The sequence below is a fragment of the Microbacterium sp. genome, assembly GCF_041909575.1.
Lineage (GTDB): Bacteria > Actinomycetota > Actinomycetes > Actinomycetales > Microbacteriaceae > Microbacterium.
Genome location: NZ_JAYRDE010000016.1, coordinates 18,665 through 39,196, shown reverse-complemented (window position 1 = coordinate 39,196; position 20,532 = coordinate 18,665). Strand labels below are relative to the sequence as shown.

Here is a 20,532-nt window from a genome sequence, read left to right as displayed (position 1 = left end):
CCGCCGCCGGGCGGCCAGGGCATCTCGGAGTTCGAACTCGTCGACGGTGTCGTGCCCTTCCCGGGGTGGGACTTCTTCGACGAGCCCGAGGTCGCCGATCTCGACCCCGCCGTTCGCGAGAAGTGGGCGGCGCGGGCGCACAGCGTCCCGGCGAAGGTGCCCACCGACCCGCTCGTGCTCGAGGGCACCCGGCGTCACGCGATCCCGGTCACGATCCTCATGGGCGGAATGGACGAAGCGGAGTTCCGTGCCGCCGTGACGGAGTGGGGACCCTTCGGCGACGAGTTCGCCTCGATCGACACCGCCGAGGTGATCCGCCTGGGCTCGGGCCACTGGCCGCAGTTCTCGCAGCCCGACGGGGTTGCGAAGGCGATCGTCGCAGCGGTCGACCGCGAGGTGCCGGCCGCGAACGCCTGAGCGGCGCCGTGGCGTGATGCGCGTCGGGCGGGGTCAGTGCCCCATGCCGAGGCCGCCGTCGACCGGGATCACGGCGCCCGAGATGTAGGCGGCGTCGTCCGAAGCCATCCAGGCCACCACGCCGGCCACCTCGTCGGCGGTCGCGAATCGGCCGGCCGGGATGTTCTTCTTGTACTCGGCCTGCGTGTCGTCGGCCAGCGCCGCCGTCATGTCGGTCTCGATGAAGCCGGGCGCCACGACGTTCGCGGTGATCCCTCGACCGCCGAGCTCCCGCGTGAGCGACCGGGCGAACCCGACGAGCGCGCTCTTGGAAGCGGCATAGTTGATCTGGCCCGCCGAGCCGTAGAGGCCGACGACGCTCGAGATGAGGATGACGCGCCCCCACTTCGCGCGGAGCATGCCCTTCGACGCGCGCTTGACGACGCGGAACGCGCCGCCCAGGTTCGTGGCGACGACGCTGTCGAAGTCCTCCTCGGTCATGCGCAGGAGCAGCGTGTCCTTCGTGACGCCGGCGTTGGCCACGACGATCTCGACCGGGCCGAGCGTCTTCTCGACCTCGGTGAACGCGGCATCGACGGCGGCGGCATCCGTCACGTCCGCCCGCACCGTGAGTGTGCCCTCCGGGCCCTCCCCGGACCGCGCGGTCACGGCCACCTTGTAGCCCTGGGCGACGAAGCGCTCGGCGATGGCACGGCCGATGCCGCGGTTTCCGCCGGTGACGAGGACGACGCGATCGGTGGACATGGTGGTGCTCCCGGGGGTGTGTGACGGATTCGCACCAGCCTACCGGCGCGGCGTTTGACACCCCGCGACCTCCGCTGGGACGCTGGGAGCGACATCCGACGAGAGGGTCCTCCCGTGAGCGACAACACCCCCGACGCACCCGCGTCCCAGCCCGGCGCGTACCCGCCGCCCGCATCCGGCGCCTACCCGCCGCCCGCGCAGAGCGCGCCGCCGGCTCCCCCGGCGTACGGCGCTCCCCCGGCGTACGGCTCCGCCCCGCAGTACGGTGCCGCGCCCCAGTACGGAGCCGCCCCGCAGTACGGCGCGCCGGGCTACGGCTACGGCGCACCGGCGAAGACGAACGTCCTCGCGATCGTGTCGCTCATCGCGTCGCTCGTGGGCATCGTCTTCATCCTCCCCTTCGTCGGATCCCTCGTCGGCGTGATCACGGGCCATATGGCACTCAGCAGGCTCAAGACGAGCGGCGAGCAGGGCCGGGGGCTCGCGCTGGCCGGAACGATCGTCGGCTGGGTGGGATTGGGCCTCGTGATCCTCTTCGCAATCGTGCTCATCGGCATCTTCGCGGTCGCCGCGAGCTCGGGCGCCTCCTACTCCTGACTTCGACGTCATCCGCCGCCCGTCCGCTCGCCCGACCCGGCGACCGGACGGGCTGCGCGGCGTAGGCTGGAAGGACAGTGAAGAGTTCGAGCCGGGCCCAGTCCGCCACGTCGCTGCCCCGAGCGCCACGTGACGATGCCGACGCGCGCTCGACCCGCTATCTCGCCCTGATGGGCGTGCGCGTGGCGTGCTTCATCCTCATGGTCCTCATCACGCCGTACGGCTGGTACACCTGGGTGCTGGGAGCCGCGGCCATCTTCCTGCCGTACATCGCCGTGGTCCTCGCCAACGTCGGCGAAGAGGGCCGTCGCAACCGGCGGGAGGACCCGGAGCCGTCGCTGCCGGCCGCCCCCACGGCACCGGCTCCGCGCCCCGCCGAGGAGAACGTGATCCGCATCCAGGAGACGCACGCCGTCGAGGACCGGCCGGACACCGGCGATCGCGACCCGGACGGGCGCGCATGACCGCCGACGAGGCGGCGCCCGCCACCTGCTCACGCGCGGGATGCCGCGCCGCCGCGCGGTGGCGCATCGACTGGCGCAACCCGAAGATCCACGCGGCCGATCGCACGAAGACGTGGGTCGCCTGCGACGAGCACCGCGACTACCTGCGCGAGTTCCTCGCCGCACGGAGCTTCCCCGTGACGGTGGCGACGCTGTCGACGGCCGAGCCCGAGGCCGCGCGGTGAGCCGCCGCGAAGTCAGCATGCAGAACCTGCCCAAGGCGGGTCGCTGGGCGATCTACATCGCCCTGGCGGTCGTGTTCGCCATCGCGTGCGCGTTCCTGGCGAACTGGCAGTTCTCGCGCAACGAGGAGCGCTCCGCGCAGCTGGCGCTCGTGGAGGCGAACTACGACGCCGCGCCCGTCGCACTGGACGACGTCATCCCGGCAGGCGGCGCCCTCGCGCCCGAGGACCAGTGGCAGCCGGTCGAGCTCGTCGGCAGCTACGTCACGGCGGACGAGCTCCTCGTGCGCAACCGGCCGCATGGCGGCACGGCCGCCTTCGAGGTGCTGGTGCCGTTCCGGCTGGAGGACGGCCGCGTGCTGATCATCGACCGCGGCTGGGTGCCGCCCGGTGAGGACCAGCCCGACCCCGACGCCGTCCCGGCTCCGCCCGCCGGCGAGGTGACCGTCGTGGCACGGCTCAAGCCCGGCGAGCCGCTGCCGGCGTCCGGCCGGTCCGCGCCGGAGGGGCAGGTGCCGACGATCAACCTGCCGTTCATCGCCGAGTCCGTCTCGCCCGAGACGGCCGACGCCCTCGAGCTCAGCGCCTACGGCGTGCTCGTGTCCGAGGATCCGGCCCCGGCCACCGCGCCGCAGTCGCTCGAGGACCCGTCCGAAGACCCCGGACCGCACCTCTCGTACGCGATCCAGTGGATCCTGTTCGCGATCATGGGCTTCGTCTTCATCGGGTACGTCATCCGCACGGAGCGCCGCCACCGCCTCGAGGATGCCGAGGATGCCTCGCTCGAAGCCTCCGGTCCCGCACCGCGCGCGGCATCCGGCCCCCGCGATCGCGACGCCGAGGACGAGGACGCTCTGCTCGACGCCGCCGGCCGCTGAAGTCGCGGCTGCTAACCACCGGACTCCTTGATCACGCGAGCGTGATCGGTTTCGATACGCCGCGGCTGAAGCCGCGGCTGCTCAACCACCGGACTCCTTGATCACGCGAGCGTGATCAAGTCCGCGTAGTCGCGGCCCCAGATGTCCTCGACGCCGTCGGGCAGGATCAGCACGCGCTCCGGGTTGAGCGCCTCGACGGCGCCCTCATCGTGCGAGACCAGGATCACGGCGCCCTCGTAGTGCGCCAGGGCGCCGAGGATCTCGTCGCGCGAGGCCGGATCGAGGTTGTTGGTCGGCTCGTCGAGCAGCAGCACGTTGGCGCTCGAGACCACCAGCGTCGCCAGCGACAGCCGCGTCTTCTCACCGCCCGAGAGCACGCCCGCGGGCTTGAGCACGTCGTCGCCCGTGAACAGGAACGATCCGAGCACTTTCCGCGCCTCCGTGGCGTTGATGTCCGGCGCCGCCGACATCATGTTCTCGAGCACCGAACGGGAGACATCGAGGTTCTCGTGCTCCTGCGCGTAATACCCGATCTTCAGACCGTGGCCGGGCTCGACCTCTCCGGTGTCGGGCGCGTCGACGCCCGCCAGGATGCGCAGCAGGGTCGTCTTTCCCGCGCCGTTGAGACCGAGCACCACGACCTTGGATCCGCGGTCGATGGCGAGATCGACGTCGGTGAAGATCTCGAGCGAGCCGTAGGACTTGGAGAGGCCCGATGCCGTGATCGGCGTCTTTCCGCAGGCCGCAGGCTTGGGGAAGCGCAGCTTTGCGACCCGCTCCTCCTGACGCACGTCGTCGAGCCCCGCCAGCATCTTCTCGGCGCGCGCCACCATCTGGTGCGCGGCGGCCGCCTTCGACGCCTTCGCGCCGAATCGCGCCGCCTGCTGCTGCAGGACGGTCGCCTTCTTCTCGACGTTGGCCCGCTCCTTCTTGCGGCGCTCCTCGTCGGCCACGCGCTGGCGGAGGTAGTTCTTCCAGTTCATGTTGTAGACGTCGATGACCTGACGATTGCCGTCGAGGTAGAACACCCGGTTGACCGTCTCGCCGACGAGCTCCACGTCGTGGCTGATGACGATCAGCCCGCCCTTGTATCCCTTGAGGAACTCGCGCAGCCACACGACGCTGTCGGCGTCGAGGTGGTTGGTCGGCTCGTCGAGGATCATGGTCTGCGCATCCGAGAAGAGGATGCGGGCCAGCTCGATCCGGCGGCGCTGACCACCCGAGAGCGTCCGCAGCGGCTGGTCGAGGATGCGGTCGGGAAGCGAGAGGTTGTGCGCGATCGAGGCGGCCTCCGCCTCAGCCGCGTAGCCGCCCAGTGCCTCGAAGCGCTCGGTGAGGTTGGCGTACTTGCGCATGGCCCGGGACGCGGCATCCGGGTTCTCGTCGCCCATCGCGAGCGACGCCTCGTGCATGCCCAGCGCCAGCGTGCCGAGGCCGCGCGCGTCGAGGATGCGCGTGCGGGCCAGCATCTCCGGATCGCCCGAGCGCGGATCCTGCGGCAGATAGCCGAGTTCACCCGACCGCTCCACCTTGCCGTCCGACGGCAGGACGTCGCCCGCCAGCACCTTGGTGAGGGTCGTCTTGCCGGCGCCGTTGCGGCCGACGAGACCGATCTTGTCGCCCGCGGACACGCGGAACGACACGTCTGACATGAGCACGCGGGCGCCCACGCGGATCTCGAGGTCGTGCACGGCGAGCACAGCGAAACGTCCGTTCCGTCGGTGGATGGGAGAGCGGCCGAACGGCCAGCCTCCCAGTATAGATCGCGACGCCGGCACCTCGGAGCGCCCGCCGCGGATGGAGATCGTGCACAGACGTTCGTTCGATGATTAGTGAACTCCGTCTAAGAATGGCGCGCGGACCCTCCCTAGGCTGAGTGGCATGTCATCCATCGCCGCTTCCCCCTCGTCCCGCCGGGTCCTCGCCGACGTGATCTCCCGCCCGTCCTCACGTGCGCGCGCCTTCGCCCTCGACGCGGGCCTCGTCATCGCCGGGGCCGCCTTCGTGGCGATCCTGGCCCAGGTCTCCATCCCGCTGTGGCCGGTCCCGATCACCGGGCAGACGCTCGCCGTCCTGGTGGTCGGCGCCGCTCTCGGCGCAGTCCGCGGCGCCGCGGCGCTCACGACCTACATGCTCGTGGGGCTCGCCGGCCTGCCCGTCTTCGCCGACTTCACCGGCACCATCGCCGCAGTCGCCAAGCCGAGCTTCGGATATGTGATCGGCTTCATCGCGGCGGCGTTCGTCGCCGGATGGTTCGCCGAGCGGCATTGGGACCGTCGTCCCGCCCTCGCGTTCGTGGGGTTCGCCGCGGCGAGCGCGCTGCCGTTCGTGTTCGGGATCCCCTACCTGTGGTTCATCCTCGACGTCGTCGGCGGTGCCGAGCTGACGCTGTGGCAGCTGCTCGAGGCGGGCTTGTTCCCGTTCATCGTCGGAGGGCTCATCAAGGCGGCGCTGGCCGCGCTCATCATTCCGGGGGCGTGGGCGCTCGTGCGCAAGGCGGACGCCGCGCAGAAGTGAGCGGATGCCTCGGCTGAGGCATCCGGACCGACGAAAGCCCCGGCCTCGCGGCCGGGGCTTTCGCGCATGCGGGACGGGTCAGCCCTGCGCGACCGCCGTGGCGGCGGCGAGCTGCTCGACGATCTCGGGAAGGAGCCACGGCAGCGTGAGGGCGGTGGGCGAGACGGCGGCGACGTTCTCCTCGCCGACGATGGGTGCGACCGCGCCCGACGCGACGGCGGGGATCAGCCGGCCGCGCTCGGACGCGAGGAAGTCGTCGAGGTCCGCCTGCGCCTCAGCCTGCGTGAACAGCACGTCCGCCACGACCTGGTCGAGATTCTCGCTGCTCACGGTGGTGTAGAACGTGGACTCGCCGCTGTCGAGCTCGGTGACCGCCGGAGCGCTCACGAAGCCCAGGTCCTCGAGGATCTCCACGCGCGGGTCGGCGGGCAGGTAGAGGTAGAAGGTGTCCACGTCGTCGTCCGCATAGGCGATCGTGGTGCCCTCGAACTCGGGGTGCTCCGCGGCGGCGTCGGCGATCTGCTGGTCGAGATCGGCGAGCAGGTCCTCCGCCTCGGTCTCCAGGCCGAGTGCCCGGCCGGTGTCGGTGACGACATCGCGCCACGGGGTGGCCCACAGCGCCTCTTCGGGTGCGACGACCGGGATCCCCGCGGCCGTCACCGCGTCGTACTCCTCCTGCGTGAGGCCGGAGTAGGAGGCCACGAGCACGTCGGGGTCGGTGGCGAGGAGCTCCTCGACCGAGAGCTCGAAGGCCGAGTTGTCCAGCAGCACGGGCTCCTCGGCCTCCAGGTCGGCGAGAGCCTCCTCGACCCACGGCGTGATGCGGTTGTCGCCGCCGCCGTACTCGGACGACGGGATCGCGACCGGGACGACGCCCAGCGCGAGCACCGCGTCGGTCGCGCCCCAGCCCCAGGTCGCGACGCGCTCGGGTGCTTCCTCGATCACGGTCTCGCCGTACATGTGCTCGAACGTGACCGGGAATGCGTCCGACGCGCCGGCGGGTGCGGCGCTCTCCTCGGGCGAGGCCGTGCCGGCGCATCCGGACAGCACGAGGCCGCCGGCGACGGTCAGGGCCGCCAGCGCTCCGAGGCGCGAGGGCTGAAGGTTCATGGGTTTCCTTTCGATGGGGTCAGGCCTCGTCCGCCGCGGCATGGGCGCCGCCGGGAACGGGGATGACGAGGGGGGTGGAGGTGAGCGGGTCGGGGATCACGAGGGCGTCGAGGTCGAAGGCCTCCGACACGACCTCGCGGGTGAGGACATCGGCGGGCGCGCCGTGGGCCACGACGCGGCCGCCGCTCATCACGACGAGGTCGTCGGCGTAGCGGGCGGCGAGGTTGAGCTCGTGGAGGACGACGACGATGGTCGTGCCGTCGGTGCGGTTGAGGGTGCGCAGCAGGTCGAGGACCTCGATCTGGTGGCTGAGGTCGAGGAACGTCGTCGGCTCGTCGAGCAGCAGAACGCGGGGCTCCTGCGCGAGTGCCATGGCGATCCACACGCGCTGGCGCTGCCCGCCGGACAGGTCGCCGACCGGCCGGTCTGCCAGCGCCGAGACGCCGGTCTTGGTCATGGCGTCGTCGACGCGCGCGGAGTCGTCGGCACTCCACCGCTGGAAGACGCCGCGATGCGGGTGCCGGCCGCGCGAGACGAGTTCGGCGACGGTCAGGCCGTCGGGAGCCGTCGGATGCTGCGGGAGCAGCCCCACGCTCTGGGCGAAGCGACGGCGCGAGATCGCCGAGACATCGGCTCCGTCGAGCTCCACGGTGCCGGCGAGCGGCTCGTTGACGCGCGCGAGCACGCTCAGCAGCGTCGACTTGCCGCACGCGTTGGCGCCGATGATCATCGTCATGCGCCCGGGCGCGAACTCGAGATCGAGTCCTTCGATGACGGTGCGCCCCGGGTAGCCGGCGGTGAGCCCGCGGGTGCTCAGGCGGGGGGCGGATGCGGGAGTCACAGGTTCCGTCCTTTCGACGTGGCCAGCAGCCACAGCAGGAAGACCGCGCCGATCGCGCCGGTCACGACGCCGACCGGCATCGCGTAGCCGGGGATCGCGAACTGCGCGACGAGGTCCGCGGCGGTCAGCAGCCCGGCGCCGATCGCCGCGCTCGTGCCGACGCCGATCGCACCGTGGCCGAGGAGCGGCCGGGCGATGGCCGGAGCGCAGAGCGCGATGAAGGCGATCGGGCCCACGAACGCGCACGTGACCGAGGTCAGGAGCACGGCCGTGAAAACGGTCACCAGCCGGACGGTCGAGGTCCGCACCCCGAGCGAGGCCGCCGTCGGCGCGCCCATCTGGGTCAGCGGCAGCCATCGGGCGCACGCGACGACGGCCGGGACGGCGAGCAGCACCACGACGGCGACGGTCGCGACGTTCCACCACGGCGTCGAGGCGAGACTTCCGGTGAGCCACACGAGCGCCGCCTGGGCGAGCTCGACCTGCGCGCGGACCATGAGGTAGTTGGTGATCGCGATCGACAGGAACGCGACGCCGACGCCGGCGAGGATGAGCCGGTAGCCGCCGTCGGCCCGGTGACGGCCGGCGAGCAGCAGGAACGCGGCCACGACGATGCCGGCGGCGAACGCGGCGACCGCGAGGAGCGGCCCGCCCAGCCCGAGGATCAGCATCGCGAACACCGCGGCGGCGCCCGCCCCTCCGCTGATGCCCAGCAGGTCGGGGCCGGCGAGCGGGTTGCGCAGCAGCGACTGCAGCAGCGCCCCGGCCGCCCCCAGGGCGGCGCCGACGATCAGGGCCATCGTGAGGCGCGGCAGGCGCACCTGGAACACGACGTACGACTGAGCGCGGTCGCCGCCTCCCCAAAGTGTGCGCCACACATCGGCGGGGGCGAGGGGGTAGTCGCCCACCGACAGGGTCACGGCGGCCAGGATCACCACCGCCAGCAGCACGCCGCCGACGACGAGCGCACGGCGACGGCGCACCCGGGTGCGGATCTCGAGTACGGCGGAGGTCACAGTGCCACCCTCCCCGGCCTGAGCACCAGCGAGATGAGCACGGGAGCCCCGACGAAGGCGACGACGAGTCCCGCCTGCACCTCCCCCGGAGGGGCGATCACCCGTCCGATGACGTCGGCGGTCACCAGCACGATCGCCCCGGCGGGTGCGCCGATCGCGAGCAGCCAGCGGTAGTCGCCGCCGACGAGAGCACGCAGCGCGTGCGGCACCAGCAGGCCGACGAACACGATCGGGCCCGCGATCGAGGTCGCGCCGCCGCACAGCAGGACGGTGGCCACGATGCCGAGAGTGCGGGTGCGCGCCACGCTGTGGCCGAGACCCGTCGCGGTGTCGTCGCCGAGCGCCATCAGGTCGAGGCCACGGGCCGAGGTGAAGGCGATGACGGCGCCGACCAGGATCGGGATCGCGACCACCGCGACGGTGTCGAGGCCCCGCACCGTGAGGCCGCCCACCTGCCAGTACCGGAACACGTCGAACGCCGTGATCGAGGTCGTCAGGATCAGCGTGGTGACGGCCGTGAGCCCGGCCGTGACGGCAGCCCCCGTGAGGGCGAGCTTGGCCGGGCTCGACCCGTCCGGGCCGCGTGTGCCGATCAGTGCCACGACCACCGCCGCGATCGCCGCGCCGGCGAACGCGAACCACACGAACCCCGACGGAGCGGTGATGCCCCAGATCGTGATCGCGCCCAGCACGGCCACCGACGCGCCGGCGTTGATGCCGAGCAGTCCGGGGTCGGCGAGCGGATTGCGCGTGAGGCCCTGCATGAGCGTTCCCGCCAGGGCGAGAGCGGCACCGGCGAGGATGCCGATGACCGTGCGCGGCACACGCTGCGTGAGGATCACGACGTGGTCGGCCGAGTCCGGGTCAGGACGCAGGAACGCTTCGACGACCACCCACGGCGCGACGGCGCGCGCACCGACCATGAGGCTCATCACGACCACGGCCGCCAGCAGCGCGACGGCCAGGAGGAGCAGCAGGCGCCCGCGCCGATCGCGAGCGGTGGTCATTCCTGTCGCTCGGACTGCCCGAGCCGCCAGTAGCCCATGAACGCGACGCGCTTGCGGTCGACGCCCTGCCCCTGGACCAGGTGACGGCGCAGACCCTTCACCATCGCCGCCTCGCCCGCGATCCACGCGTAGAACTCGCCGTCGGAGTCCTCGGGGCTGTCCCACAGCATGTCGACGTCGACGTCCACGTCGACGAGCTCCTGCGTGCGCGCCGCGGCCGCGCGGGCCAGGATGTCGCCCGATGCGGCACTCCAGGCGGACACGGCCTCACCGAGCGCAGAGCCGTGCTCACGGGTCTCACGGGCGATCCATGTCACACGGAACCTGTCGGGGAGGTCGAGCGTCAGGCGGTCGGCGGCGGTGGGCACCTCGATGAAGGCATCGACCTCGTGGGTCCCGTCGAGCGACTCGAGGATCGCGCTGATCGCGGGTGCTGCGGTCTCGTCGCCCGCGAGGAGCACGCGGCGCGCCGTGCCGGGGTGCCAGTCCAGTCCGAGGCGGTAGCCGTCGCTGCGCTGATCCGGTCCCACGATGACGATCTGCTGGCCGGCTGCGGCCTTCTCGGCCCAGGCGCCGGCGGGCCCCGCGTCGTGGTGGACCACGAAGTCTACGTCGAGCCGGCGGGCGGCGGGGTCGATGCGGCGCACCGTGTAGGTGCGGAGCGGGCCGCGCGTGGCTGTGGGGAGGTCGCGCCAGATCGTGTACCAGTCGCCGGCGTCGATGACGGCCGGATCGTGCTGGCCGATGTCGCTGAGCGTTCCGTCGGCGAGCGGGAGGATGAGCTTGATCCGCTGGTCCAGGCCAGCCGTGCCGAACACGTCGAAGTCCTCGCCTGTGAAGGTCACCCGCACGAAGTGGGGCGACAGGCGGCGGACGCCCGCGACGGTCGCGGCGTACGGCCGATACGCGGGGCGGGTGGCGACAGCGGTCGATGAACTCACACGGTAAGGCTAGCCTTACCTCTCCAACCGCTCAAATCCATCCGTCATCCCGACGTCATCAAGCCCGCTCCGGCGTCTCGTGCGCGTGTCCCAGTCGCGATCCGGGCACCAGCGCCAGCGCGGCCAGCCCGGCGGCGATGGCGAACACCGCGGGGAACGCGGCATCCGTCCCCGTCAGCGCCGTGAAGACCAGCCCCATCGCGGCGATCGTGGTGGCGGCCCCCACGGAATCCGAGATCGACAGAGCCGACGAGTTGAACCCCTGATTCTGCGGGGTGGAGTAGGCGAGCGTCAGCACCGTGAGGCGCGGGTACATCAGCCCCATGCCGGCTCCCGCCAGCGCCCAGCCCGCGATGAGCACCACGGGGTGGAGTCCGAGCATCGCCGTCAGCCCCGCTACCGCGGTCGCGGCGATCAGCAGTGTGGACCCGATCAGCGTGATGCGCGCGTTGCCGATGCGATCGCCGAATCGCCCCTGCACGTCGGCGGCCGCAGCCCAGGCGATCGCGGCGGAGGTGAGTCCGAGACCCGCCCACGTCGGCGAGAACCCGTAATGATCGATGAGGAGGTAGGGAACGTAGATCTCGGCGCCGAAGAGTGCGCCCGCGATGAGGCCCCGCATGAGCACCACGCTCGGCAGCCCCCGCGCCGCGCGCAGGGTGCCACGCGGCAGGAGCGGTCGGGACGCCACGGCGATGACGACGACGGATGCCGCGACCACCCCCCACGCGTAGCCACCGAGCTCTCCCGCCAGGCTCAGTGCGAGCGCGCCCACGGCCACGGCCACCGCACAGGCCAGCCGCGGCGCGACGCGGCCGGTGGCGGGGTCGTCGGTGTGGAGCGGCAGGCCGTGCAGTCGCAGCACGACCATGGCGAACGCGATGACCGTGAGCACCGCGACACCCAGGAAGACCCAGCGCCAGTGCAGGAACTCCGTGACCGCGCCGGCGAGGAACGGGCCGATCAGCGACGGCACGACCCAGGCCGCGGAGAACGCGGCGAAGACCCGTCCGTGCAGGTGCGGCGGGTAGACCCGCGCCACGACGACGTAGAGCGCCACCGTCTGACCGCCGGTGCCGAGGCCCTGCACGAGGCGTCCGACGACCAGCCACTCCATGCTCGGCGCCAGCCCAGCGACCACCAGGCCGATGACGAAGAGCACGACCGAGGTCGTCAGCGGCGCGAGGACTCCTCCGCGATCGCACCACGCACCCACGGCGACCATGCCGATGACGCTCGTGGCCAGCGTGCCGGCGAAGGCCACCGCGAAGAGCGCGTCGCCGTCGAGGTCGGCGCTGACGACCGGCATCACCGTGGTGACGGCCAGCGACTGCATCGCGGCCAGGAAGATCAGCGCGACCGCGCCGACGGTGACCCAGACGTATCTCGACTGCCACACACCCGCCTCGGAATCGACGGGTGCGGAGCTCATCCGACCAGGCTACCCACCCTGCGCACGGCCTCGGTCAGGACGTCGGGCGAGCACCCGAAGTTGATGCGGACGTGGCCGCTGCCCTCTTCGCCGAAGTACGGCCCGAGATGGAAGGCGACCTTCGCCTCCTGCCGGATCTTCTCGGCGGGATTGTCGCCCCAGCCGAGCTCGGAGAGGTCCACCCACGCGAGGAAGCCCGCATCCGGGATGCGGTAGCGCGCTCCGGGGACGTGCTCGGCGAGCAGGTCGGCCAGGAGCGCGCGGTTCACATCCAGCGCCGCGAGCTGCGCGTCGAGCCACGCGTCGCTGTCGGGCGAGAACGCCGCGACCGCGGCAATGGCGCCGAACAGCCCCGTGCGCCACTCGACCTCGTCCGGCAGGGAGCGCACGACCCGCGTGGGCGCGTCGTCGGCCGTCACGATCAGCGCGCACTTGAGTCCGGCGAGATTGAACGCCTTGCTGGCGCTCACGACCGCGTAGCCCACGCGGGCGGCCGTGGGCGAGGCATCCAGGAACGGCGTGAACAGGGCGCCTCGATGGATCAGCGGTGCGTGGATCTCGTCGCTGATGACGGCCGCCCCGTGGCGGGCGGCGATCTCGGCGAGAGCAGCGAGCGATTCGCGCGTGTGGGCGGTGCCGGTCGGATTGTGCGGGTTGCACAGCAGCACCGCGCGCGCTCCCCCGGCGAGGGCCGCCTCGATGCCGGGCAGGTCGAGCTCCCACCGGGCGCCGGTGTCGACGAGCGGGACGCGCTCGACGACGGCACCCGCCTCGGGCACCACCTCGAAGAACGGCGGATACACCGGCGGCGTGACGACGACGCGGTCTCCGGGCTCGGTCACGCGCCGCAGCAGTTCGACGACGGCCATCATCACGTCGCACGTCGTGCGGATGCGCCCGGGGTCGACGGTCCACGCGAATCGCCGATCGGCGAATCCGGCGTAGGCCAGCGCGACGCCCGGCTCCGGCGGCGTGTAGCCGGTGTCGCCGATCGCGACCGCGCGCGTCAGCGCCTCCTGGATCTCCGGCGCCTGCGGGTAGTCCGTCTCGGCGACGAACAGCGGCAGCACGTCATCCCCGTACTTGCGCCACTTCGTGCTCGACCGCTGCCGCAGCAGGTCGAGAGGAAGGGCCTCGAGGGGGGTGATCACGCGCACCCGTCGAGAGTAACGAGCGAGAGGGATGCCTCGCCCGGGCGTGACCTTGTGTTGCAGCGGATCCGCGAAGGTCTCGCGTCCCGTCTCGCGGGCATCGGGTTTCGATACGCCGCCTCCGGCGGCTACTCAACCTTGACCCGAGCCGCCTCAACGCCGCTGCGCGGCATTGACCCGTCTCGCGTCAAATCGCGAAGCCGAGAGCCCGCATCATGTCGCGGCCGTCGTCGGTGATCCGCTCCGGACCCCACGGCGGCATCCACACCCAGTTGATGCGGAACCGGTCGACGACGTCGTCCAGCGCCTGTGCGGTCTGCTCCTCGAGCACGTCGGTGAGCGGGCAGCCCGCCGACGTGAGCGTCATGTGGATGACCAGCGCGTCGTTCTCGTCATCCCATCCGAGGTCGTAGATGAGGCCGAGGTCGACGACGTTGATCCCCAGCTCGGGGTCCATGACGTCCTTGAGAGCCTCGGTGACCTCGTCGTACTTCTCGGGTGTGAGCGTTGCGGTCATGTAACGATTCTATGCTTCGCCGGCGACCGAGGCCTCGGCGGGCTCTTCTTCGCCCGCCGGCAGGTAGCGGTCGTAGCCCTCGTCCTCGAGGCGGTCGGCCAGTTCGGGACCGCCCTCCTCCGCGATGCGGCCGCCGACCATCACGTGCACGTAGTCGGGACGGATGTAGCGGAGGATGCGCGTGTAGTGCGTGATGAGCAGCACGCCGAGGTCGGTGTGCTCCTTCGCACGGTTCACGCCCTCCGACACGACCTTGAGCGCGTCGACGTCGAGGCCCGAGTCGGTCTCGTCGAGGATGGCGATCTGCGGCTTGAGCAGCTCGAGCTGCAGGATCTCGTGGCGCTTCTTCTCGCCGCCCGAGAATCCCTCGTTGACGTTGCGCTGCGCGAACTTCGGGTCCATGCGCAGGTTCTTCATCGACGCCTTGACGTCCTTGGTCCACGTGCGGATGGAAGGCGCCTCGCCGTCGATGGCGGTCTTGGCGGTGCGGAGGAAGTTCGTCACCGTCACGCCGGGGATCTCGACCGGATACTGCATCGCGAGGAACAGGCCGGCGCGCGCACGCTCGTCCACCGACATCGCCAGGACGTCTTCGCCGTCGAGCGCGATGGAGCCGCTCGTGACGGTGTACTTCGGGTGACCGGCGATCGTGTAGGCCAGCGTCGACTTGCCGGAGCCGTTGGGGCCCATGATGGCGTGGGTCTCGCCGGTGCGGATGGTCAGCGTCACGCCGTTGAGGATCGGCGTGGTGCCGGCATCCGTCTCGACCGTCACGTGCAGGTCGCGGATCTCGAGGACAGACATCGTTTCAGTACCTTCTTCAGTTCGCTTCGAGCTTGACGGCGGGGTCGATGAGCACGTCATCGCCGTCGATGGTGACCGCGAAGACCGGGACCGGCTCGTACGCGGGGAGGTTGAGTGGCTTGCCGGTGCGCAGCGAGAACGCCGAGCCGTGGGCCCAGCACTCGAGCGTGTCGCCGTCGACGAAGCCGTCGGCGAGCGAGATGTCACCATGGGTGCAGGTGTCGCCGATGGCGTGCACCTCGCCGCTGGAGTCGAGCACCACGGCGATCGCGACGCCGTCGAGCTCGACGCGGTGGGCCTCGTCCTGGACGAGGTCGCTGAGGGCGCAGGCGCGCTGAGCGGTCATCGGGCGACCACCCGTGCGAGCTCCTCCTCGACGGCCGAGTACAGCTCGGACTCGATCTCGGCGATGCCGATCTTCTGGATGATCTCGGCGAGGAAGCCGAGCACCACGAGGCGGCGGGCCTCGTCCTCCGAGATGCCGCGGGCCTGGAGGTAGAAGAGCTGCTCGTCGTCGAAGCGGCCGGTCGCGCTCGCGTGGCCGGCTCCGCGGATGTCGCCGGTCTGGATCTCGAGGTTCGGGATCGACTCGGCGCGCGCGCCGTCGGTGAGCACCAGGTTGCGGTTGGCCTCGTACGAGTCGGTGCCGACCGCGTCAGGCCCGATGAGCACGTCGCCGATCCACACGCTGCGGGCGGCGGATCCCTGCAGGGCTCCCTTGTAGAGCACGTCGCCGACGGTCTCGGCGCCCTTGTGGTGCAGGTAGACCTGGCTCTCGAGGTGCTGACCGGCGTCGGAGTAGCTCAGGCCGTAGAGCTCGCCGCGCGAGCCGGTGCCGGCGAGCTCGACGCTCGGGTTCACGCGCACGACGCCGCCGCCGAAGCTGACCACGATGTGACGCAGGGTCGCGTCGCGCTCGACACGGGCCTGGTGGGATGCCGCGTGCACGGCGTCGTCGTCCCACTCCTGCACCGACACCACCGTGAGGTGTGCGCCGTCGCGGACGATGATCTCGAGGTTCTGCGCGTGGTGCGCCGAGCCGGTGTGGCGGAAGACGACGGTGGCGTGCGAGTTCGGCTCGGCCTCGATCACGACGTGCGCGTGGGCGAGCCCGCCGGTGCCGCGCAGGTTCACCATGATCGGCTCCGAGTACTCGGCGCCGGCCGGGATGCGCAGCAGCGGCGCCTCGGTCTCCTGCTTCCATGCGATCGCCGAGGGCAGGTCCTCTGGTCGGAAGACCTCGCCGCGCGGCGCGGCATCGTGGGCGAGGCGCTCCTGCACGAGGCTCTCGGGTGCGGTGATGTCGACCTCGATGACGCCGTGGCGTCCAGTCTCGTCGGCGAACAGCGGCTGGAGACGGTCGATCGGGGTGTGCTTCCAGTTCACCTCGCGGCCGGTCGGCGCCTCGAAGGCGTCCGGGTCGAAGGAGTGGAATCGCTCGGAGCGCGTCTGCACCGGGACGAACGCGCCGGCACCATCGGTGTGGCCCTGTGCGCCGGGGACGGTGACAGGGGCCTGGGTCACGGAACTCACTAGCCGACGGATCCTTCCATGCCCATCTCGATGAGCTTGTTCAGTTCGAGTGCATACTCCATGGGCAGCTCGCGGGCGATCGGCTCGATGAAGCCGCGCACGATCATGGCCATGGCCTCGTCCTCGGGCATGCCACGCGACTGCAGGTAGAAGAGCTGCTCCTCGCTGACCTTCGAGACGGTCGCCTCGTGGCCCAGCTGCACGTCGTCCACGCGGATGTCGATCGCGGGATAGGTGTCGGAGCGCGAGATCGTGTCGATCAGCAGCGCGTCGCAGCGGACCGTGTTCGCGGAGTGGTGCGCGTTCGCGTCGACGCGGACCTCACCGCGGTAGCCCGCGCGGCCTCCCCCGCGGGCGATCGACTTCGAGACGATCGAGGACTGCGTGTAGGGGGCCATGTGGATCATCTTCGCGCCGGCGTCCTGGTGCTGTCCGGGACCGGCGAACGCGACCGACAGGGTCTCGCCCTTGGCGTGCTCGCCCATGAGGAAGATCGACGGATACTTCATCGTGACCTTGGAGCCGATGTTGCCGTCGATCCACTCCATGGTGGCGCCCTCGTGGGCCACGGCGCGCTTGGTCACCAGGTTGTAGACGTTGTTCGACCAGTTCTGGATCGTCGTGTAGCGCACGCGGGCGTTCTTCTTGACGATGATCTCGACGACCGCCGAGTGCAGCGAGTCGCTCTTGTAGATCGGAGCGGTGCAGCCCTCGATGTAGTGCACGTACGAGCCCTCGTCGGCGATGATGAGCGTCCGCTCGAACTGGCCCATGTTCTCGGTGTTGATGCGGAAGTAGGCCTGCAGCGGGATCTCGACGTGAACGCCCGGGGGCACGTAGACGAACGATCCGCCCGACCACACCGCGGTGTTGAGCGCGGCGAACTTGTTGTCGCCGGCGGGGATCACGGTGCCGAAGTACTCCTCGAAGAACTCGGGGTGCTCGCGCAGCGCGGTGTCGGTGTCCATGAAGATGACACCCTGAGCCTCGAGCTGCTCGTTGATCTGGTGGTAGACGACCTCGGACTCGTACTGCGCAGCGACGCCCGCGACGAGGCGCTGGCGCTCGGCCTCGGGGATGCCGAGGCGCTCGTACGTGTTGCGGATCTCCTCGGGGAGCTCCTCCCACGAGCCGGCCTGCTTCTCGGTCGAGCGCACGAAGTACTTGATGTTGTCGAAGTCGATCTCGCTGAGGTCCGCGCCCCAGGTCGGCATGGGCTTGCGCCCGAAGAGCTGGTAGCCCTTCAGCCGGGTCTTGAGCATCCATTCCGGCTCGCTCTTGAGGGCCGAGATGCCGCGCACGACGCTCTCGTTGATGCCACGCTGCGCCACAGCGCCGGCGGCGTCGGTGTCGTGCCACCCGAACTCGTAGACACCCAGGCCATCCAGCTCAGGGCGGTCGATCAGCACATCAGACATCGTCACGTTCTCCTCCGGGCTCTGGCGGTTCATCCGCCCCGGCATTCCGGCTCCTCCGGTGGAGTTACCGGAGGGGGGATGCCGCTCGTGGGCCCTCTCATTCGGCGCTGACCATCGCGCCTAGACTGTCAGTAGTCGCTGCGCCCGAACCTCACGGTTGTGTGCGCGCGACCGACCCCTCGATTCTACAGGTACCGGCCCGGCTCCGGACGCTCCGTGTCCTGCCCCCACCGCGCCCGGACCGTTCCCAGGAGGCCAGAGCAGCATGTCCGCCGAGCAGACGACGATCGCCCGTCCGGGCGTGTGGCGGCGATTGTGGAACTGGCTGCCCGACCGGGTCGACGGTCGCATCCGCGTCTTCGCCTGGCTGTCGTTCCTCGCCGAGGTGACGATCATCGGCACCGGCGGGGCCGTGCGCCTGACAGGCTCCGGCCTCGGCTGCCCGACGTGGCCGACGTGCACCGCCGAATCCCTGGTCCCGACGCCCGAGATGGGCATCCACGGTCTCATCGAGTTCGGCAACCGCACCATGACCGGCCTCGTGGGGATCATCGCCGCGATCGTCGTGGTCCTGGTCCTGAAGCTCCGTCACGAGCGCCGCGACCTCTACATCCTCGCCGTGGTCGTGCTCGGCGGTGTGGCCGCGCAGGCGATCGTCGGCGGCATCACCGTGCTCACCGGGCTCAACCCGTTCATCGTCGGCTTCCACTACGTCGCCTCGCTGGCGCTCGTCTGCGTCACGGCGGCGTTCCTGGTGCGGATGTCGCAGCCCGGCGGCCCCCGGAAGCTCGCCGTGCCGCGCTGGCAGGCCGTGCTCACCCATGTCACCTCGCTCGCGCTGGCGCTCACCATCGCGTTCGGCGTGCTCACGACCGGTGCCGGTCCCCACTCCGGCGATGCCGCCGTCGCCCGCAACGGCTTCAACGCCGAGATCCTCGAGCACGTGCACGCTTGGCCCGGCTACGCGCTGCTGGGTCTCACGATCGCGCTCGTGATCGCCGCGTGGCGGTCGCGCACCGCCGCTCCGCTGCTGCTGCGCTGGACGGTCGTGCTCCTGGGGGTCGAGCTCGTCCAGATCGCCGTCGGGCTCTACCAGGCCCGCAACGGACTCCCCGAACTCGCCGTCGGCGCGCACATGGTGCTCGCCGCCCTCGCCGCCGCGACCATGACGGTCGTCGTGCTGCATCTCAGGAAGCCCGCCGGCGATTCATAGCCGTTTCATCGGTTCTACCGAGGACCTGTCCGGGAGGGCACGGAAGGCTGGTGGATGTCGCGGCCACCGGTGTCGCGCATGAGGAGTGAAGAATGCCTACCCGTCCCCGCCTGGTCCGCAGCATCCCGTTCTGGGCACTCGTGGCCGCCTCGCTGGCCACCGCGCTCAGCGGCGCAGCCCTCCTGGTCGACAAGCTCGGAGTCATGACCACGACCCTCACCGACGGCACCGCCACCGGTGTCGAGGTGTACGTCGGCCAGTCGGTCGCCGTCCTCGGGGCGATCCTGCTCGGTGCCGGCATCATCGGCATCCTGATCGCCCTCGCGGTCGCCGCCGCCTCGACGCTCCGTCCGCACGCGCCGGTCGAGATCGTGGAGCCCCTCGACTGGTCCGCCGACGCCGATGACGAGGCCGCCCCGGCCGACGAGGCCGCCGACGCCGATGCGGCGGATCTCAGCACGACCCGCTGACACGCAGCCCTCCGACGGGGCGCGTCCGACCGGATCTCCGGCGGACGCGCCCCGTCGCCGTTCCGGGCGCTCGAGGTCACGCGTCGAGACCCGGGATCTCCGCCGATACCCCGGCCGACGTCACCGGTGTCGGCACGGATCCCGTGTCTCGAGGATGAGCGGATGCCGCGCCACGGCGAACCCGCGTCAGAAGGGCAGCAGCGGGTCGACGGCGATCGCGACGAAGAGGAGCGTGAGGTAGGTGATCGACGCGTGGAACACGCGCATCGGCCGCGGCTCGGTGCCCCGGACGGCGCGGTTGTAGAGGCGGTGCGACTCGTAGATGAACCAGCCGCCGAAGACGAGCGCCGAGACCGTGTAGACCAGCCCCATGCCGGCGACCGGGATGAGCAGCAGCGAGCAGGCGACGGTGGCCCACGCGTAGAGGATGACCTGCAACCCGACCTGTGAGCCGTTGCGGGTCGCGCCGAGCATCGGCACGTTCACCTCTTCGTACTGCTCCTTGTACTTCATCGACAGCGGCCAGTAGTGCGGCGGGGTCCACAGGAACACCAGCGCGAACAGGATCACCGGCGGCCAGGCGAGGGAGCCTGTGACGGCGGTCCACCCGATGAGCACCGGGAAGCAGCCGGCGATGCCGCCCCACACGATGTTCTGCTCGGTGCGGCGCTTGAGGATCATCGTGTAGATGACGACGTAGAAGAAGATCGCTCCCGCCGAGAGCACGGCCGCCAGCCAGTTCGTGGTCAGCCACAGCCAGACGGTCGAGAAGACCGCGAGCGTCCACGCGAACACGAGCGCGCCGCGCGGCGACACCTCGCCGGTCACGAGCGGACGGTTCACCGTGCGCTGCATGTGCGCGTCGATGTCGCGGTCGAGGTACATGTTGAACGCCGCCGCGGAACCGGCGCTCGCGGTGCCTCCGATGACGGTGGCGAGCACGAGCCACAGGCTGGGGAACCCGCCCTGCGCCAGGATCATGACGGGGACCGTGGTGACGAGCAGGAGCTCGAGCACGCGCGGCTTCATGAGGGCGACGTACGCGCGGACGGTCCGGCCGAAGGGCTGACGCGTCCTGCGCGGTGCCCCGGGGGTCCCCTGGGAGCGCGCCGTCGTCGTGGTGTCCATCGCCCCCGCAATCGCCGTCTGCAGAACTGCATCGAGTCTATGGCATCGGCCCGGCGCGCCCGGGCGCGTGAGGGCTCACAACCGCGTTCCGACGCGCGTGAGCGAATCGTCAC

23 protein-coding genes are annotated in these 20,532 nt (G+C 70.8%); 8 read left to right on the top strand and 15 right to left on the bottom strand.

Going from position 1 to position 20,532, the window contains the following annotated elements; all coding sequences use genetic code 11:
• Positions 1-417: alpha/beta fold hydrolase (locus ACE3O1_RS04290; protein WP_374312766.1), on the top strand; the 417-nt coding region annotated here is incomplete at its 5' end.
• A gap of 33 nt (positions 418-450) precedes the next feature.
• On the opposite strand, the gene fabG is transcribed toward ACE3O1_RS04290, so the two are convergent.
• Positions 451-1,161 carry a 3-oxoacyl-ACP reductase FabG gene (gene fabG, locus ACE3O1_RS04285; protein WP_374312764.1) on the bottom strand — a complete coding sequence of 237 codons (711 nt, stop codon included), beginning with the start codon at positions 1,159-1,161 and terminating at the stop codon, positions 451-453.
• A 114-nt stretch (positions 1,162-1,275) separates the two neighbouring features.
• Between fabG and ACE3O1_RS04280 the strand changes: the two genes are divergently transcribed.
• The 4 genes from ACE3O1_RS04280 to ACE3O1_RS04265 all read left to right on the top strand — a co-directional run bounded on the left by ACE3O1_RS04280 (position 1,276) and on the right by ACE3O1_RS04265 (position 3,321).
• The gene (locus ACE3O1_RS04280) at positions 1,276-1,758 is read left to right on the top strand and encodes a DUF4190 domain-containing protein (protein ID WP_374312762.1); all 483 of its coding nucleotides are present in this window, start codon (positions 1,276-1,278) and stop codon (positions 1,756-1,758) included.
• A gap of 77 nt (positions 1,759-1,835) precedes the next feature.
• Positions 1,836-2,222, top strand: a complete 387-nt coding sequence (locus ACE3O1_RS04275) for a DUF3099 domain-containing protein (RefSeq protein ID WP_374312760.1) — start codon at positions 1,836-1,838, stop codon at positions 2,220-2,222.
• Positions 2,219-2,446, top strand: a complete 228-nt coding sequence (locus tag ACE3O1_RS04270; protein WP_374312758.1) for a hypothetical protein — start codon at positions 2,219-2,221, stop codon at positions 2,444-2,446. Before ACE3O1_RS04275 ends, ACE3O1_RS04270 begins: the two co-directional genes overlap by 4 nt.
• 17 nt (positions 2,447-2,463) lie before the next feature.
• The gene (locus ACE3O1_RS04265) at positions 2,464-3,321 is read left to right on the top strand and encodes an SURF1 family protein (RefSeq protein WP_374312775.1); all 858 of its coding nucleotides are present in this window, start codon (positions 2,464-2,466) and stop codon (positions 3,319-3,321) included.
• A gap of 101 nt (positions 3,322-3,422) precedes the next feature.
• Here ACE3O1_RS04265 and ACE3O1_RS04260 read toward each other — a convergent pair whose 3' ends face one another.
• Positions 3,423-5,021, bottom strand: coding sequence for an ABC-F family ATP-binding cassette domain-containing protein (locus ACE3O1_RS04260; protein ID WP_374312756.1), 1,599 nt, complete (start codon positions 5,019-5,021; stop codon positions 3,423-3,425).
• A 181-nt stretch (positions 5,022-5,202) separates the two neighbouring features.
• Between ACE3O1_RS04260 and ACE3O1_RS04255 the strand changes: the two genes are divergently transcribed.
• Positions 5,203-5,838, top strand: coding sequence for a biotin transporter BioY (locus ACE3O1_RS04255; protein ID WP_374312753.1), 636 nt, complete (start codon positions 5,203-5,205; stop codon positions 5,836-5,838).
• A gap of 78 nt (positions 5,839-5,916) precedes the next feature.
• On the opposite strand, the gene ACE3O1_RS04250 is transcribed toward ACE3O1_RS04255, so the two are convergent.
• From ACE3O1_RS04250 to sufB, 12 genes are all read right to left on the bottom strand, one after another.
• Positions 5,917-6,948 (bottom strand): ABC transporter substrate-binding protein, encoded by a 1,032-nt coding sequence (locus ACE3O1_RS04250; RefSeq protein WP_374312750.1) that lies wholly within the window; start codon positions 6,946-6,948, stop codon positions 5,917-5,919.
• 19 nt (positions 6,949-6,967) lie between these two features.
• On the bottom strand, positions 6,968-7,789 hold the full coding sequence (locus tag ACE3O1_RS04245) for an ABC transporter ATP-binding protein (protein WP_374312748.1): 822 nt from the start codon (positions 7,787-7,789) through the stop codon (positions 6,968-6,970).
• The gene (locus ACE3O1_RS04240) at positions 7,786-8,805 is read right to left on the bottom strand and encodes a FecCD family ABC transporter permease (RefSeq protein ID WP_374312746.1); all 1,020 of its coding nucleotides are present in this window, start codon (positions 8,803-8,805) and stop codon (positions 7,786-7,788) included. The genes ACE3O1_RS04245 and ACE3O1_RS04240 overlap by 4 nt, the downstream gene beginning before the upstream one ends.
• Entirely contained in the window at positions 8,802-9,812 is a 1,011-nt protein-coding gene (locus ACE3O1_RS04235; protein ID WP_374312744.1) for a FecCD family ABC transporter permease, read from the bottom strand. The genes ACE3O1_RS04240 and ACE3O1_RS04235 overlap by 4 nt, the downstream gene beginning before the upstream one ends.
• Complete coding sequence (locus tag ACE3O1_RS04230) at positions 9,809-10,753, bottom strand: siderophore-interacting protein (protein ID WP_374312742.1); 945 nt, start codon at positions 10,751-10,753, stop codon at positions 9,809-9,811. Before ACE3O1_RS04230 ends, ACE3O1_RS04235 begins: the two co-directional genes overlap by 4 nt.
• Before the next feature lie 58 nt (positions 10,754-10,811).
• Positions 10,812-12,185, bottom strand: coding sequence for an MFS transporter (locus ACE3O1_RS04225; RefSeq protein ID WP_374312740.1), 1,374 nt, complete (start codon positions 12,183-12,185; stop codon positions 10,812-10,814).
• Positions 12,182-13,333, bottom strand: coding sequence for a MalY/PatB family protein (locus tag ACE3O1_RS04220; RefSeq protein ID WP_374312773.1), 1,152 nt, complete (start codon positions 13,331-13,333; stop codon positions 12,182-12,184). The genes ACE3O1_RS04225 and ACE3O1_RS04220 overlap by 4 nt, the downstream gene beginning before the upstream one ends.
• A gap of 190 nt (positions 13,334-13,523) precedes the next feature.
• Complete coding sequence (locus tag ACE3O1_RS04215) at positions 13,524-13,853, bottom strand: metal-sulfur cluster assembly factor (protein WP_056120385.1); 330 nt, start codon at positions 13,851-13,853, stop codon at positions 13,524-13,526.
• 9 nt (positions 13,854-13,862) lie between these two features.
• Complete coding sequence (gene sufC / locus ACE3O1_RS04210; RefSeq protein WP_374312737.1) at positions 13,863-14,657, bottom strand: Fe-S cluster assembly ATPase SufC; 795 nt, start codon at positions 14,655-14,657, stop codon at positions 13,863-13,865.
• A 16-nt stretch (positions 14,658-14,673) separates the two neighbouring features.
• Positions 14,674-15,003 (bottom strand): non-heme iron oxygenase ferredoxin subunit, encoded by a 330-nt coding sequence (locus ACE3O1_RS04205; RefSeq protein WP_374312735.1) that lies wholly within the window; start codon positions 15,001-15,003, stop codon positions 14,674-14,676.
• The gene (gene sufD, locus ACE3O1_RS04200; RefSeq protein WP_374312733.1) at positions 15,000-16,190 is read right to left on the bottom strand and encodes a Fe-S cluster assembly protein SufD; all 1,191 of its coding nucleotides are present in this window, start codon (positions 16,188-16,190) and stop codon (positions 15,000-15,002) included. The genes ACE3O1_RS04205 and sufD overlap by 4 nt, the downstream gene beginning before the upstream one ends.
• Positions 16,190-17,608: a Fe-S cluster assembly protein SufB gene (gene sufB, locus ACE3O1_RS04195; RefSeq protein WP_374312731.1), complete on the bottom strand. Its 1,419-nt coding sequence runs from the start codon at positions 17,606-17,608 to the stop codon at positions 16,190-16,192. The genes sufD and sufB overlap by 1 nt, the downstream gene beginning before the upstream one ends.
• 265 nt (positions 17,609-17,873) lie before the next feature.
• Here sufB and ACE3O1_RS04190 point away from each other — a divergent pair, with 265 nt between their 5' ends.
• Both ACE3O1_RS04190 and ACE3O1_RS04185 read left to right on the top strand, forming a co-directional pair.
• Positions 17,874-18,821: a heme A synthase gene (locus ACE3O1_RS04190; RefSeq protein ID WP_374312729.1), complete on the top strand. Its 948-nt coding sequence runs from the start codon at positions 17,874-17,876 to the stop codon at positions 18,819-18,821.
• Between the two features lie 92 nt (positions 18,822-18,913).
• The gene (locus ACE3O1_RS04185) at positions 18,914-19,291 is read left to right on the top strand and encodes a dinucleotide-utilizing enzyme (protein WP_374312727.1); all 378 of its coding nucleotides are present in this window, start codon (positions 18,914-18,916) and stop codon (positions 19,289-19,291) included.
• Positions 19,292-19,477: 186 nt separating this feature from the next.
• On the opposite strand, the gene ACE3O1_RS04180 is transcribed toward ACE3O1_RS04185, so the two are convergent.
• A complete protein-coding gene (locus ACE3O1_RS04180; protein ID WP_374312725.1) occupies positions 19,478-20,419 on the bottom strand; it encodes a heme o synthase in 942 nt (313 codons plus the stop codon).
• Between the last annotated feature and the right edge of the window lie 113 nt (positions 20,420-20,532).